The following is a 14,600-nucleotide window of genomic DNA, read 5'->3' as shown; positions in this document are numbered from 1 at the left end:
GTCGCGGTGCGGTGTCCGTCCGGCCGGCCCCCCGTCCGTGTCCAGGCCCGACTGGCATCATGGCGGGGTGACGCACGGATCCCTCACCGACTACACGCTGCCCGCCCCCGCCCCGGCGGACGACGACGGCGCCCCGCGCGCCGTCGCCCTGATCGGCTCCACGGGCTCGATCGGCACCCAGGGCCTCGACGTGATCGCCCAGGACCCCGCCCGGCTCCGGGCCGTCGCGCTCGCGGGCGGGGCGAACACGACCCTGCTGGCCGAGCAGGCCGTGCGCTTCGAGGTCGAGGCGGTGGGCTCCGCCGCGGCGGGGGAGGAGGAGCTGCGGGCCGCCCTCGCCGACGCCGCCGCCCGTCTCGGGCGCCCGGCCCCCCGACCCGTGCTGTTCACCGGTCCGTGCGCCGCCGAGCAGATCGCCGCGTGGCCCGGCGCCGACACCGTGCTCAACGGGATCACGGGCTCGATCGGCCTGCGGCCCACCCTCGCCGCGCTGCACGCCGGCCACCGCCTGGCCCTGGCCAACAAGGAGTCGCTCATCGTCGGCGGGGCCCTCGTGAAGGCGGCCGCCCGCCCGGGCCAGCTCGTGCCGGTGGACTCCGAGCACTCCGCGCTCGCGCAGGCGCTGCGCGGGGGCACGGCGGACGAGGTCCGCCGCCTCGTGCTCACGGCCTCGGGCGGGCCGTTCCGCGGCCTGGACCGCGCCGCCCTGCACGCCGTCACGCCCGCCCAGGCCCTCGCACACCCCACGTGGGACATGGGCCGCGTCGTCACCACCAACTCCGCCTCCCTCGTGAACAAGGCCCTCGAGGTGATCGAGGCCCACCTGCTGTTCGACGTGCCCCTGGACCGGATCGACGTCGTGGTCCACCCGCAGTCCGTGGTCCACTCGATGGTCGAGTTCGTCGACGGGTCCACGCTCGCCCAGGCCTCCCCGCCGGACATGCGCCTGCCCATCGCCCTGGGGCTGTGCTGGCCGCGCCGTCTCCCGGGCGCGGCCCCGGCCGGCGACTGGACGCGGGCGGCCACCTGGACGTTCGAGCCCCTCGACGAGGAGGCCTTCCCCGCGGTACGGGCCGCGAAGGAGGCGGCGGCCGCCTCGCCCACCCACATGGCCGTGTTCAACGCCGCCAACGAGGAGTCCGTGGACGCCTTCCACGCCGGCGCCCTGCCCTTCGACGGGATCGTGGACACGGTCCGCGCCGTCGTCGCCGACTATGCCCCCGAGCACGTGCTCGCCGCGGCCGGCCACGACCCCGCGCCGACGGGGCTCACCGTGGATGCCGTGCTCGCCGCCGAGGCCTGGGCGCGCCGTGCGGCGCGGGCCCGCTGGTGACCGTCGTGGAGATCCTCTGGTACGTCGCGGGCGTCCTCGCGGTCGCGCTGGGCCTGGCGGTCTCGATCGCCCTGCACGAGATCGGCCACCTCGTCCCGGCCAAGCTCTTCGGCGTGCGCGTCACGCAGTACATGATCGGCTTCGGCCCGACGCTCGTCTCGTGGCGCCGCGGCGAGACGGAGTACGGGTTCAAGGCCGTGCCGCTGGGCGGCTACGTCGCGATGATCGGGATGCTGCCCCCGCCGCGGCCCGGGCAGACGCCCCGCGCGGCGTCCACGGGCTTCGTCCAGCAGCTGGGCCGCATGGCCGACGACGCGCGGGCCCAGGCCGCCGAGGAGGTCCGCCCCGGCGACGAGCACCGCCGCTTCCTCGCCCTGCCGGTATGGAAGCGGGTGGTGATCATGCTCGGCGGGCCGTTCATGAACCTGCTCATCGCGCTGGGCGCCACCGCCCTGCTGGTCACCACGGTGGGCACCTCGCAGCCCAGCACCACCGTCGCCGAGGTCTACCGGTGCGTGGTCACGATGCAGGAGCAGCAGGCCCGCGCCGCCTCGGGCGGGACAGAGGACTGCCGCCCGGGCGATCCCGCCGCGCCCGCCCACGAGGCGGGACTGCGCCCCGGGGACACCGTGCTCGCCTTCGACGGGCGGCCGGTCTCCGACTGGGACGCCCTCTCCGCCGCGATCCGGGACCGCGCCGGACAGCCCACCCGGATCGAGTGGGAGCGCGACGGCGAGCGGATGAGCGCCACCCTGACCCCGCGCCTGACGGAACGGCCCGTGACGGACGCGCTGGGCCGGCCCGAGCGGGCCCCGGACGGGACCGTCGCGACCCACGAGGTCGGGTTCATCGGCATGGGCGCGCAGCTCGAGACGGTCCGCGGCACTCCGCTCGACGCCGGCCCGCTCGTGGCCCAGCAGGTGCGGGGCGTCGTCGACGTCGTCCTCGTGCTGCCGCAGCGGCTGTGGGACACCGCCGTCGCCGTGGTGACCCCGGCCGAGCGCGACCCGGACGGACCGATGTCCGTGGTGGGCGTCGGACGGATCGCCGGGGAGGCGGCGGCGCTCGAGCAGGCCACGCTGACGGACAAGGCCGCCCTGCTGCTGTCCCTGCTGGCGGGCGTGAACGTGGCGCTCATGGTGTTCAACCTCATCCCGCTGCTCCCGCTCGACGGCGGCCACGTGGCCGGCGCCCTGTGGGAGGCGGTCCGCCGAGGCTGGGCCCGGCTCACGGGCCGCCCCGACCCGGGGCCGTTCGACCTGGCCCGCATGCTGCCGCTGACCTACGCGGTGGGCGCGGCGATGCTGCTCATGGGCGTCATCCTGATCGTGGCGGACATCGTGGAGCCGGTCCGGCTGTTCTGAGCCCGGCCCGTTCGCCGTGGGCGGTCGCCCCGAGCCCCGGGGCGCCCGCGCGCCTAGGATGGACCGGAGAACCCGGCGGCCCCGCGCCGTCGACCCCGAGAACCCATGAGGAGCGCCCCCGTGCCCGTCAGCCTTGGAATGCCGTCCGCCCCGCCGCCCGTGCTGGCCCCGCGCCGCACCACCCGGCAGATCCAGGTGGGCTCGGTGGGCGTCGGCTCGCAGCACCCCGTCTCGGTGCAGTCGATGACCACCACCAAGACGCACGACATCGGCGCGACCCTGCAGCAGATCGCCGAGCTCACGGCCGCCGGCTGCGACATCGTCCGCGTGGCCTGCCCCACGGACAAGGACGCCGAGGCCCTCAAGGTCATCGCCCAGCAGTCCACCATCCCCGTGATCGCGGACATCCACTTCCAGCCGAAGTACGTGTTCGCGGCGATCGAGGCCGGCTGCGGCGCCGTGCGCGTGAACCCGGGCAACATCAAGAAGTTCGACGACAAGGTCAAGGAGATCGCGCAGGCCGCCTCGGACCACGGCACCTCCCTCCGCATCGGCGTCAACGCCGGCTCCCTGGACCCGCGCCTGCTGCAGAAGTACGGCAAGGCCACCCCGGAGGCCCTCGTCGAGTCCGCCGTCTGGGAGGCCTCCCTCTTCGAGGAGCACGGCTTCAAGGACTTCAAGATCTCCGTCAAGCACAACGACCCGGTGATCATGGCCCGCGCCTACGAGCTGCTCGCCGAGCAGGGTGACTGGCCGCTGCACCTCGGCGTCACCGAGGCCGGTCCGGCCTTCCAGGGCACCATCAAGTCCGCCACCGCCTTCGGCTACCTGCTCGGCCAGGGCATCGGCGACACCATCCGCGTCTCCCTCTCCGCGCCGCCGGTCGAGGAGGTCAAGGTGGGCCTGCAGATCCTGCAGTCCCTGAACCTGCGCGAGCGCAAGCTCGAGATCGTCTCCTGCCCCTCGTGCGGCCGAGCCCAGGTGGACGTGTACACGCTGGCCGAGCAGGTCACCGAGGGCCTCCAGGACCTCGAGGTCCCGCTGCGGGTGGCCGTCATGGGCTGCGTCGTCAACGGGCCGGGCGAGGCCCGCGAGGCCGACCTCGGCGTCGCCTCCGGCAACGGCAAGGGCCAGATCTTCGTCAAGGGCGAGGTCATCCGCACCGTGCCCGAGGACCAGATCGTGGAGACCCTCATCGAGGAGGCCAACCGGATCGCCGGTGAGATGGACCTGGGGGAGGACGGCGGTGACCAGGCTGCCGCCGGTGCCCCGGTGGTCTCCGTCCACTGACCGGGAGGTCCGGGCCGCCACGGGTGACCGCGTCCGCCTGCTGACCGACGCGGACACCGCCGCGCTCGCGGCCCTGTCCGCCCGTGCCCCCGTGTCCAACGTGTTCGTGGACTCCCTGCTCGAGGCGGGCCGCCTGGCCGGCCCGCGCGGGGGAGCGGCGGGCACCCTGTTCCTCGGGATCGACGACGACGCCCCGGGCGCCGGCGCGCTGCGCGCGGCCGTCTGGATCGGCTCGAACGTGGTGCCGGTCGCCGCGTCCGAGGCCCCGGACGCGGGCTGGGCGCCGGGCGACGCGGAGGCGCTCGGCGCGGCGGCCGCCGCGCTGCGCCGCCGGTACGGGTCGGTCTACGGCCCGGCCGGTCCCGTGCTGGCCGCCGGCGAGGCCCTCGCCGCCGCGGGCCACCGGTCCCGGTCCGTGCGCCCCAACCAGCCGCTGCTCGTGCTGGGCACGGCCGGGGGGATCGACCCGAACCCGTACGTGGTGCAGGCGCAGCCACGCGACTTCGCGCGCGTCCTGCCGGCCAGCGCGGCGATGTTCGAGGAGGAGCTCGGCTTCTCCCCGTTCGCCGGGGGCGCGGCCCAGTACCGGGACCGGGTCGAGCGGCTGATCCACACCGGACGCGTCTTCATCGACCCGGGACCGCGCGACGCGGGCGGCCCGCTGCGCTTCAAGGCGGACATCGGGCTGCTCTCCTCCCGGTGCGCCCAGATCCAGGGCGTGTGGATGGCCCCCGCCGCGCGGGGCCGAGGACTGGCGGCGTCGGCGATGGCCGCCGTCGTGGACTACGTGCGACTCCAGGCGCCCGTGGTCAGCCTCTACGTCAACGCGTACAACACCCCCGCGCTGCGCACGTACGAGCGCGTGGGGTTCGAGCGGCGCGGCACGTTCGCGACCGTCCTGTACTGACCCGGCGGACCCTGCGCGGGCGATAGGATCGGCGGTCAGGACGCCGGGCACCCCGTGCCGGCGTCGTCCCGTCCCGCGCGCCGCCCCCGACCGCGCGAGCCCGTCCGAGGAGGCCCCGCCATGCCCCTGCGCATGTCCACCCTGTTCCTGCGCACCCTGCGCGACGACCCGGCGGAGGCCGAGGTGGCGAGCCACAGGCTCCTCGTCCGTGCCGGCTACATCCGTCGCGCGGCCCCGGGCATCTACTCGTGGCTGCCGCTGGGCCTGAAGGTGCTGGCCAAGGTGGAGCGGATCGTGCGCGAGGAGATGGACGCGATCGGCGCCCAGGAGGTGCACTTCCCGGCGCTGCTGCCGCGGGAGCCCTACGAGGCCACGGGGCGCTGGGACGAGTACGGCGACGGGCTGTTCCGCCTGCAGGACCGCAGGGGCAACGACTACCTCCTGGCCCCCACGCACGAGGAGATGTTCACGCTCCTGGTGAAGGACCTGTACTCCTCGTACAAGGACCTGCCCGCGTACCTGTACCAGATCCAGACCAAGTACCGGGACGAGGCCCGCCCGCGCGCCGGCCTGCTGCGCGGGCGCGAGTTCATCATGAAGGACTCCTACTCCTTCACGGTGGACGACGCCGGCCTGGACGCCGCGTACGAGGCCCATCGGGCCGCCTACCTGCGGATCTTCGACCGTCTCGGCCTCGAGGTCGTGCCGGTGCGGGCCACCTCCGGTGCGATGGGCGGCTCCCGCTCCGAGGAGTTCCTGCACCCCACCGAGGTGGGCGAGGACACCTTCGTCGAGTCCGACGGCGGCTACCGCGCCAACGTCGAGGCCGTCACCACAGTGGCCCCCGCCCCGCTGGACGAGGCGGCCATGGCGGCCCTGCCCGCCGCCGAGGTCAAGGACACCCCGGTCTCCACCACCATCGCCGCGCTCGTGGACGTCGCCAACCGGCTGGCCCCGCGCGACGGCGAGCCGTGGACCGCCGCGGACACGCTCAAGTGCGTCGTGGTCACCGCGGTGGTGGACGGCGGTGAGCGTCGCCCGTTCGTCGTGGGCGTGCCCGGCGACCGTGAGGTGGACCTCAAGCGTCTCGAGGCCTCCGTGGGCCCGGCGCTCGGCGTGGTCGGCGAGCCCACGCTCGAGGCCGCGACCGCCGCGGACCTGGCCGCGCACCCCGCCCTGGTCAAGGGCTACATCGGCCCCGCGGCGGCCGATGCGGTCGAGGGCACCCCGGTGCTCGGCGCGGAGGGCTCCGTCTCGGGCCTGCCCTTCTTCGTGGACCCGCGCATCGCCCCCGGCACCGCGTGGATCACCGGCGCGAACGCGGACCAGCGCCACGTGTTCGGCCTCGTGGCCGGCCGCGACTTCATGTGGGACGGCGTGCTCGAGGCCACCGCGGTGCGCGAGGGCGACCAGGCCCCCGACGGCTCCGGCCCGCTGCACACCCGCCGCGGCATGGAGATGGGCCACATCTTCCAGCTCGGCCGCAAGTACGCCGAGGCCCTCGACCTGAAGGTCCTCGACGTCCACGGCAAGCAGGTCGTGGTGACCATGGGCTCCTACGGCATCGGCATCACGCGCGCCGTCGCCGCGATCGCCGAGCGCTACCACGACGACAAGGGCCTGGCGTGGCCGCGCGCGGTGGCCCCGGCGGACGTGCACGTCGTCGTCGCCACGAAGGGCGAGGACGGCCTCGCCGCCGCCGAGACCCTCGCCGCGGGCCTCGAGGCCGAGGGCCTGACCGTGCTCGTGGACGACCGTCCGAAGGTCAGCCCCGGCGTGAAGTTCAAGGACGCCGAGCTCATCGGCGTGCCCACCACCGTGGTGATCGGCCGCGGCCTGGCCGACGGTGAGCTCGAGCTCAAGGACCGGGCCACCGGTGAGGCGCGCCCCGTGCCCGTGGACGGTGCCGTCGCGGCGGTGCTCGCGGAGGTGCGCCACGGGCGCTGAGTGGTTCGGCGCCGTCGAGCTGACCGCCGGACTGCTCGTCCTCGTGCTCGCCGCGGGCTTCGCGGCGGGCTGGATCGACGCCGTCGTGGGCGGGGGCGGGCTCCTGCAGCTGCCGGCCCTGCTGCTCGTGCCCGGGCTGAGCCCGATCCAGGCGTTGGCCACCAACAAGCTCGGCTCGGTGTTCGGCACGGCGACGTCGGCGCTCACCTACCGGCGGCGCCTGCGGCAGGACCTGTCCACCGCACTGCCGATGGCCGCCGTCGCCTTCGCGGCGGCCCTGGGCGGGGCCGTGGTCGCCGCGCATCTGCCGGCCGGCGTGATCCGGCCCGTGATCCTGGTGGCGCTGATCGCCGTCGCCGTGTTCACGGCCGTGCGCCCGGGCCTCGGACAGGTCGCCGGCGTGGGGCCGCGGCGGAGCACCGCGCTGGCCCGGGCCGTGGCGCTCGGCGCGGCGGTGGGCTTCTACGACGGCGTCCTCGGCCCCGGCACGGGCACGTTCCTCATCCTGGGGCTGGTGCTGCTGCTCAAGTTCGACTTCCTGCACGCCTCGGCACAGGCGAAGGTGGTCAACCTCGCGACCAACCTCGGCGCGCTCGCGTACTTCGTGCCCTCGGGGCACGCGGTGCTGGGCCTGGGGCTGCTGCTCGGCGCGGCCAACCTCGTGGGCGGCTACGTGGGGGCCCGCATGGCGATCGCCCGCGGCACCGGCTTCATCCGCGTGGTGTACCTCATGGTGGTGGCCGCGCTCATCGTCAAGGTCGGCGCGGACACCCTCGCCCCGCTGCTGCGCTGAGCCCGCCCCGTCCGACCCGGTCGGGAGCACTCGGCCCCGCCGTGGGCCGCCGGTAGGCTCGGCCCCGGATCCCGACCCCGGCCCCCGCCCGCGTGGCGCGGCGGCCCCGACCCGACGAGTGAGGCACCCCATGGACAGCACCGACCGCCGCGACGACCTCGCCGAGCTGCGCACCCGCGTCGAGGAGGCCCTGGCGGCCGACGACGTGGTGGTGGAGCAGGTGCGCGCCACGGGCACCGCCGAGCACCGCACCGTCGAGGTGGTCCTCGACCGCGCCTCGGGCACCCAGGGCCTGAGCCTGGACGACGTCGCCCGCCTCTCCGGCCGGGTCTCCGCCGCCCTCGACGCCCTGGGCGACCACGTGCCCGGCGTCGGTGCGGGGGAGTACCTGCTGGAGGTCACCACCGCGGGCGTGGACCGCCCGCTCACCGAGCCCCGCCACTTCGCCCGCAACGTCGGCCGTCTCGTCGAGGTCTCGGTCGACGACGCCGCGCCTGTGACCGCCCGCCTGAAGGGCGTGACGGACGACGACGTCGAGCTGGCCGTGGTGCGCCCGCCCGCGAAGAAGGGCATGAGGGCCAAGGAGCTGCCCGCCGAGCGGGTCGCCCTCGACCGCCTCGGTCCGGCGATCGTGCAGGTAGAGTGGAGCCCCGCTCAGCAGGCCGGCGACGCCGACGCCGCCGCGGGCGAGGACACGGCCGAGCACACGGAGGCATGAGTTGGACATCGACATGAGCGCGCTGCGCATGCTGGAGGCGGAGCGGGAGATCCCGATGGACCGCCTCATCCCCACCATCGAGCAGGCCCTGCTCATGGCGTACCACCGCACCCCGGGGGCCCTGAAGCGCGCCCGCGTGGAGATCGACCGCGCGACCGGCCACGTCACCGTGTGGGCCACGGAGCTGGACGAGGACGACACGCCCATCGGCGAGTTCGACGACACCCCGAACGGCTTCGGCCGGGTGGCCGCCTCCACGGCGCGCCAGGTGATGATCCAGCGCATGCGCGAGGAGGACGACGACAAGGTCCTCGGCGAGTTCAAGGACAAGGAGGGCGAGCTCGTCTCCGGCGTCATCCAGCAGGGCCTGAACCGCCACATGGTCCAGGTGAACCTCGGCACCCTCGAGGCCGTCCTCCCGCCGCCCGAGCAGGTGCCCGGCGAGGACTACGCCCACGGCCGCCGGATCCGCGCCTACGTGGTCTCCGCGACGCGCGGCGCCAAGGGCCCGTCCGTCACGGTGTCCCGCTCGCACCCCGGCCTCGTGCGCAAGCTCTTCGAGCTCGAGGTCCCGGAGATCGCGGACGGCTCGGTCGAGATCACGGCGCTGGCCCGCGAGGCCGGCCACCGCACCAAGATGGCCGTGCGCGCCACCCGCCCCGGGGTGAACGCCAAGGGCGCCTCCATCGGGGAGATGGGCAGCCGCGTACGCGCCGTCATGACGGAGCTCAACGACGAGAAGATCGACATCGTCGACCACGTGGACGACCCCGCCGCGATGATCGCCAACGCCCTCTCGCCCGCCACGACCGTCTCGGTGGAGATCCTCGACGCGGACCAGCACTCGGCCCGCGCCGTGGTGCCGGAGTACCAGCTGTCCCTGGCCATCGGCAAGGAGGGCCAGAACGCCCGCCTCGCGGCCAAGCTCACGGGCTGGCGGATCGACATCGTCGGCGACGGGGTCACCACCTCCGCCCCGGGACGCTGACCGTCCCCGGGAACAGATCCGGGCCCGGACGCGCTAGGATGGATGAGGTCCTTTCTCGATCCGACGCCCGTGAGGGGTGAACGCATGACGTCTCGGACGGTCGTGCGCACCTGCATCGGATGCCGATCGAGGGCGGACCGGCAAGAGCTGGTGCGCGTCGCCCTGGACTCCTCGACGGAACCCCCATCCGTCGTCTGGGACCCGGAACGACGCCGTCCCGGCCGGGGTGCGTGGCTGCACCCCGGCGAGGACTGCCTCCACCTCGCCCTGCGCCGCCGCGCGTTCGGGCGGGCCTTCCGGTCCGCCGTCGACGCCGACGCGCTGGTCCGCACCGCGGAGGCACCGGCTGACAGACCGACAGATGAAGGCGGGTCAGAGATCTGATGCGTACCCGATGAGCACTGAAGCATGAGTGCCCAGCGATGAACTTCACCCCCTGCTATCAGGCAGGCCGTGGTGCGCGTGCCCTGGTGGTGCGCGCGACGGCCTGGAGCAACGTCAACGGTCCCAGGACGCGCTGAGACGGACAGCCCGAGCGGCTCCGTTCCGGCCCGTGGGGCCAGAACAGGAGAACCGTGGCCAAGGTCCGCGTCCATGAGCTCGCCAAGGAGCTCGGCATCACCTCGAAGGAGGCCTTGAGCACGCTCAAGGACCTCGGCGAGTTCGTCAGCTCGGCTTCGTCCACCATCGAGCCCCCGGTGGTCAAGAAGCTGCGCAACGCCTACCCGGGTGCCGGCAAGTCCGCCGCCAAGCCCGGTTCCACGCCCGCCGCCCCGGGCCGTTCCGCCGCGCCGAAGCCGGCGGCCGCCCCGTCGCCGCGCGCCGCGGCCCCCACGTCGAATGCCGGCGCCCCGGCGCCCGGTCCCGCCGCGGGCCGCACCGCCGCGCCCAAGCCGGGCGCCGCCCCGACCCCCGGCCCCGCCGCACCGACGCCGGCCGCCCCGGCCGAGCCGAAGGCCCCGCAGCCGCCGGCCACGCCGGGGTCGGCCGCGCCGAAGCCGGGCGCCGCCGCGCCCAAGCCGGGTGCCTCCGCGCCCAAGCCGGGCGCCCCGCGTCCCGGCAACAACCCGTTCAGCCCCAAGGGCGGCTCCGCCGGGCCTCGCCCGGGCGCCCGCCCGGGCGGCCGTGGCGGTGCTCCGCGTCCGGGCAACAACCCGTTCGCCCCCTCGCAGGGCATGCGCTCCGGTCGTGAGGACCGCGCGCCTCGTCCGGGCGGCCCCCGTCCGCCGGCCGGTGCCGGCGGTCCCCGTCCGGGCGGTCCGCGCCCGGCCGCGGGCGCCGGCGGTCCCCGCCCCGGTGGGCCGCGTCCGAACCCGGGCATGATGCCCAAGCAGATCACCCCGGCCCCGCAGCCGGCCCGCGGCCGTGGCCGTCCGGGCGGCGGCCCCGGTGGCGGTCCGGGTCGTCCCGGCGGCCCGGGCGGCCGTGGCGGTCGCGGCAACGCCCAGGGCGCCTTCGGGCGCGGCGGCGGCCCGCGCAGGGGACGCAAGTCGAAGCGCGCGAAGCGCCAGGAGTTCGAGCAGCAGCACACGCGTGAGATCGGCGGCGTCAAGGTCCCCAAGGGTGACGGCACCACCGTTCTGCGCCTGCGCCGCGGCGCGTCCCTGGCCGACTTCGCCGAGAAGATCCGCGCCGACGTCGCCGACCTGGTGAAGGTGCTCTTCACCCTCGGCGAGATGGCCTCGGCCAACCAGTCCCTCGACGAGGAGACCTTCCAGCTGCTCGGCGACGAGCTGGGCTACAAGGTCCAGATCGTGTCCCCGGAGGACGAGGACAAGGAGCTGCTGGAGGCCTTCGACATCGACCTCGAGGCCGAGGCGGCCAACGAGGACGAGGCCGACCTCGAGCCGCGCCCCGCGGTCGTCACCGTCATGGGCCACGTGGACCACGGCAAGACGCGTCTGCTGGACGCCATCCGCTCCTCGAACGTCATCGAGGGCGAGGCCGGCGGCATCACGCAGCACATCGGCGCCTACCAGGTGCCCGTGGAGCACGAGGGCGAGCAGCGTCGCCTCACCTTCATCGACACCCCGGGTCACGAGGCGTTCACCGCCATGCGTGCCCGCGGTGCGAAGGTCACCGACATCGCCGTGCTGGTGGTGGCGGCCGACGACGGCGTCATGCCGCAGACCGTCGAGGCGCTCAACCACGCCCAGTCGGCCGGCGTGCCGATCGTGGTGGCGGTCAACAAGATCGACAAGGACACCGCCGCCCCGGACAAGATCCGCGGTCAGCTCACCGAGTACGGCCTCGTGCCCGAGGAGTACGGCGGCGACACGATGTTCGTGGACGTCTCCGCGCGCAACAACATCAACATCGACCAGCTGCTCGAGGCGATCCTGCTCACCGCGGACGCCGCCCTCGAGCTCACGGCGAACCCGCACAAGGCCGCCCGCGGCGTGGCCATCGAGGCCAACCTCGACAAGGGCCGCGGCGCCGTCGTCACCGTGCTGGTGCAGACCGGCACGCTGCGCGTGGGCGACACCATGGTGGTGGGCTCCGCCCACGGCCGTGTGCGCGCCATGTTCGACGAGAACGGCAACGCCGTGGAGGCGGCCGATCCGTCGCGTCCCGTCCAGGTGCTCGGCCTGTCCGCGGTGCCGCGTGCCGGCGACTCGTTCCTCGTCACCGACGACGAGCGCACCGCCCGCCAGATCGCGGAGAAGCGCGAGGCCGCGGACCGCAACGCCCAGCTGGCCAAGCGCCGCAAGCGCATCACCCTGGAGGACTTCGACCAGGCCGTGGCCGAGGGCAAGCTGGACACGCTCAACCTCATCATCAAGGGCGACGCGTCCGGTGCCGTCGAGGCGCTCGAGGACTCGCTGCTCAAGATCGAGGTCGGCGAGGACGAGGTGCAGCTGCGCGTCATCCACCGCGGCGTCGGCGCCATCACGCAGAATGACGTGAACCTGGCGACCGTGGACAACGCCATCATCATCGGCTTCAACGTGCGCCCCGCCGAGCGGGTCGCCGACCTGGCCGACCGCGAGGGCGTGGACATGCGCTTCTACAGCGTGATCTACGACGCGATCGATGACATCGAGAACGCGCTCAAGGGCATGCTGAAGCCGGAGTACGAGGAGGTCGAGCTCGGCTCGGCCGAGGTCCGCGAGGTGTTCCGCTCCTCCAAGTGGGGCAACATCGCCGGTTCGCTCGTGCGCTCGGGCCTCATCCGCCGCAACGCCCAGGCCCGCCTGGTGCGCGACGGCGTGGTGGTCTCCGATCACCTCAAGATCGAGTCGCTGCGCCGCTTCAAGGACGACGCCACGGAGGTCCGCGAGGGCTACGAGTGCGGCATCGGCCTGGGCAGCTTCAACGACATCAAGGAGGGCGACGTGATCGAGACCTTCGAGATGCAGGAGAAGCCGCGCGTCTGACGGCCGGGGCGGGGGCCCGCACGGGCCCCCGCCCTCCGCGTCCCACCCTCTGAACCATCACCACCGGAAGGAACCGCACCATGGCCGATCCGGCACGCGCCGGCCGCCTGGCCCAGCGCATCAAGGTCCTCGTGGCCGAGGCGCTGCGCCGCGGCGTCAAGGACGACCGCGTGGAGCCCGTCACCGTGACGGAGGTCCGCGTGACCAACGACCTGCAGCACGCCACCGTCTACTACACCGTCCTGGGCGACGAGGCCACGGTGGCCGCCGCCCACGAGGGCATCCAGGACAACCGCGGCATCCTGCGCCGCGAGGTGGGCCGCGGGCTCACCATCCGCCTGGTGCCCACGCTCGAGTTCGTGGCGGACACCGTCCCCGAGGCGGCCGCACACCTGGAGGACGTCCTCCGCGCGGCCAAGGAGCGGGACGCCGAGCTGGCGAAGGCGCGCGAGGGCGCGTCGTACGCCGGTGACGCGGACCCGTACCGCAGCGCGGAGCCGGACGCCGACGCCGACGACGCCCCGCGCGCCTGAGGCCCGCGGCACGGTGAGCGCTCGCAGCACCGGGGGACAGGCCCCCGACGCGCCGGGAACGGAGGCGTCGGGGGTCGTCCTCGTGGACAAGCCGCAGGGGTGGACCTCGCACGACGTCGTCGGGCGGGTCCGCCGGCTGGCGGGCACCCGCAAGGTGGGCCACGCCGGCACCCTGGACCCCATGGCCACGGGCCTGCTCGTGGTCGGCGTCAACAAGGCCACGCGCCTGCTGACCGCCATCACGGGCACGGACAAGACGTACACGGCCACGATCCGGCTCGGGCAGTCGACCGTCACGGACGACGCGGAGGGCGAGGTCGTGCAGACCCGGCTGGCCAACGCCGTCACGCCCGAGCGCGTGGCCGAGCAGGTCGCCGCCCTCACGGGCGAGATCCTGCAGGCGCCCTCGGCCGTCTCCGCCGTCAAGGTGGCGGGCCGGCGCGCCTACGATCGCGTCCGCGCGGGAGAGGACGTCACCCTCGACGCCCGCCCCGTCACCGTGCACGAGTTCACGGTGCACGAGCTGCGCCGGCTCGACGGCGGCCGGCTGGTCGACCTCGACGTCACCGTGCGCTGCTCCTCCGGGACCTACATCCGGGCGCTCGCCCGCGACCTGGGCGAGGCCCTCGAGACCGGCGGTCACCTGACGGCGCTGCGCCGCACCGCCGTCGGCCCGTTCGACGTGGCCGACGCGCTCTCGCTCGAGGCCCTCGCGGAGCGCTTCGCGATGACCGAGCTCTCCGAGGCCGCCGCCGGGCTCTTCCCGGTGCGCGAGCTGACGGAGCACGAGGCCCACGAGCTCGCCTTCGGGCGGGTCGTGGCGCCCACCGGCACGGGTGAGACGCTCGTCGCCGGGCGCGCGCCGGACGGCCGCGTCATCGCCCTCGTCTCCGACGTGCGCCGCCGCGGCGCCGACGTCGCCAAGCCCCAGCTCGTGTTCGCCCCGGCCGAGGGGCCGGGACAGGGAAGGACCGCATGATCCTCGACGCCTGGTTCTGGACGGGACTGGTGATCGGTGCCGTCTCGTTCGTCGTCTGCGTGGTGATGACGGCGATCCGCCGCCACCCCGCGGACGCCTCGATCCTCTCGGTGGCCGCCGTCGAGCTGTTCACGCTCGTCTATGCGGCGGCCGCCGCCGTCCGCCAGCTCGGCGGGGACACCCTGAACGGCCCCGGCTGGGAGTTCTGGGGCTACATCCTCACCGCCCTGATCGTGCCGGTGATCGCCGTGGGCTGGGCCGTCACGGACAAGACCCGGTGGTCCAACCTCGTGCTGGCCGTGGTCGGGCCCACGATCGCCGTGATGCTGCATCGCATGCAGGTCATCTGGTTCGGGCAGTGGTGAGGAGGA

General features: G+C 74.3%; 13 protein-coding genes. All 13 read left to right on the top strand.

Annotated features, from left to right (window positions below; translation table 11 throughout):
• The first annotated feature begins 97 nt into the window (after positions 1-97).
• The 13 genes from dxr (at position 98) to OVA32_RS09635 (ending at position 14,594) form a co-directional block, all read left to right on the top strand.
• Positions 98-1,333, top strand: coding sequence for a 1-deoxy-D-xylulose-5-phosphate reductoisomerase (gene dxr, locus OVA32_RS09695; protein ID WP_166795261.1), 1,236 nt, complete (start codon positions 98-100; stop codon positions 1,331-1,333).
• Positions 1,330-2,697, top strand: coding sequence for a M50 family metallopeptidase (locus OVA32_RS09690; protein WP_041104226.1), 1,368 nt, complete (start codon positions 1,330-1,332; stop codon positions 2,695-2,697). Before dxr ends, OVA32_RS09690 begins: the two co-directional genes overlap by 4 nt.
• A 105-nt stretch (positions 2,698-2,802) precedes the next feature.
• The gene (gene ispG / locus OVA32_RS09685) at positions 2,803-3,987 is read left to right on the top strand and encodes a flavodoxin-dependent (E)-4-hydroxy-3-methylbut-2-enyl-diphosphate synthase (protein WP_061866731.1); all 1,185 of its coding nucleotides are present in this window, start codon (positions 2,803-2,805) and stop codon (positions 3,985-3,987) included.
• Positions 3,962-4,894, top strand: coding sequence for a GNAT family N-acetyltransferase (locus OVA32_RS09680; protein ID WP_267714222.1), 933 nt, complete (start codon positions 3,962-3,964; stop codon positions 4,892-4,894). The genes ispG and OVA32_RS09680 overlap by 26 nt, the downstream gene beginning before the upstream one ends.
• A gap of 120 nt (positions 4,895-5,014) precedes the next feature.
• Positions 5,015-6,841, top strand: coding sequence for a proline--tRNA ligase (locus OVA32_RS09675; protein ID WP_207477098.1), 1,827 nt, complete (start codon positions 5,015-5,017; stop codon positions 6,839-6,841).
• Between the two features lie 43 nt (positions 6,842-6,884).
• Positions 6,885-7,634 (top strand): sulfite exporter TauE/SafE family protein, encoded by a 750-nt coding sequence (locus OVA32_RS09670; protein WP_179288550.1) that lies wholly within the window; start codon positions 6,885-6,887, stop codon positions 7,632-7,634.
• Positions 7,635-7,764: 130 nt separating this feature from the next.
• The gene (gene rimP, locus OVA32_RS09665) at positions 7,765-8,352 is read left to right on the top strand and encodes a ribosome maturation factor RimP (RefSeq protein ID WP_049147994.1); all 588 of its coding nucleotides are present in this window, start codon (positions 7,765-7,767) and stop codon (positions 8,350-8,352) included.
• A 1-nt stretch (position 8,353) separates the two neighbouring features.
• Positions 8,354-9,340: a transcription termination factor NusA gene (gene nusA, locus OVA32_RS09660; RefSeq protein ID WP_036314069.1), complete on the top strand. Its 987-nt coding sequence runs from the start codon at positions 8,354-8,356 to the stop codon at positions 9,338-9,340.
• A 42-nt stretch (positions 9,341-9,382) separates the two neighbouring features.
• The gene (locus OVA32_RS09655; protein ID WP_049147995.1) at positions 9,383-9,724 is read left to right on the top strand and encodes a YlxR family protein; all 342 of its coding nucleotides are present in this window, start codon (positions 9,383-9,385) and stop codon (positions 9,722-9,724) included.
• Positions 9,725-9,915: 191 nt separating this feature from the next.
• Entirely contained in the window at positions 9,916-12,717 is a 2,802-nt protein-coding gene (gene infB, locus OVA32_RS09650; RefSeq protein ID WP_267714214.1) for a translation initiation factor IF-2, read from the top strand.
• An 80-nt stretch (positions 12,718-12,797) separates the two neighbouring features.
• Positions 12,798-13,250, top strand: coding sequence for a 30S ribosome-binding factor RbfA (gene rbfA / locus OVA32_RS09645; protein ID WP_073116937.1), 453 nt, complete (start codon positions 12,798-12,800; stop codon positions 13,248-13,250).
• A gap of 13 nt (positions 13,251-13,263) precedes the next feature.
• Positions 13,264-14,229: a tRNA pseudouridine(55) synthase TruB gene (gene truB, locus OVA32_RS09640; RefSeq protein ID WP_078026112.1), complete on the top strand. Its 966-nt coding sequence runs from the start codon at positions 13,264-13,266 to the stop codon at positions 14,227-14,229.
• Positions 14,226-14,594 (top strand): hypothetical protein, encoded by a 369-nt coding sequence (locus tag OVA32_RS09635; RefSeq protein ID WP_002855305.1) that lies wholly within the window; start codon positions 14,226-14,228, stop codon positions 14,592-14,594. Before truB ends, OVA32_RS09635 begins: the two co-directional genes overlap by 4 nt.
• Positions 14,595-14,600: the final 6 nt, after the last annotated feature.

Source organism: Micrococcus sp. SL257 (assembly GCF_026625585.1).
GTDB lineage: Bacteria > Actinomycetota > Actinomycetes > Actinomycetales > Micrococcaceae > Micrococcus > Micrococcus luteus.
Note: the sequence above shows the minus strand (reverse complement) of the source record. Positions and strands in the feature narration are given on the sequence as shown.

Coding starts and splice junctions, on each gene's coding strand:
- OVA32_RS09655 (WP_049147995.1), top strand. CDS start 9,383: ATGAGGTCCTTTCTCGATCCGACGCCCGTGAGGGGTGAACGCATGACG.
- rimP (WP_049147994.1), top strand. CDS start 7,765: ATGGACAGCACCGACCGCCGCGACGACCTCGCCGAGCTGCGCACCCGC.
- rbfA (WP_073116937.1), top strand. CDS start 12,798: ATGGCCGATCCGGCACGCGCCGGCCGCCTGGCCCAGCGCATCAAGGTC.
- ispG (WP_061866731.1), top strand. CDS start 2,803: ATGAGGAGCGCCCCCGTGCCCGTCAGCCTTGGAATGCCGTCCGCCCCG.
- OVA32_RS09675 (WP_207477098.1), top strand. CDS start 5,015: ATGCCCCTGCGCATGTCCACCCTGTTCCTGCGCACCCTGCGCGACGAC.
- OVA32_RS09635 (WP_002855305.1), top strand. CDS start 14,226: ATGATCCTCGACGCCTGGTTCTGGACGGGACTGGTGATCGGTGCCGTC.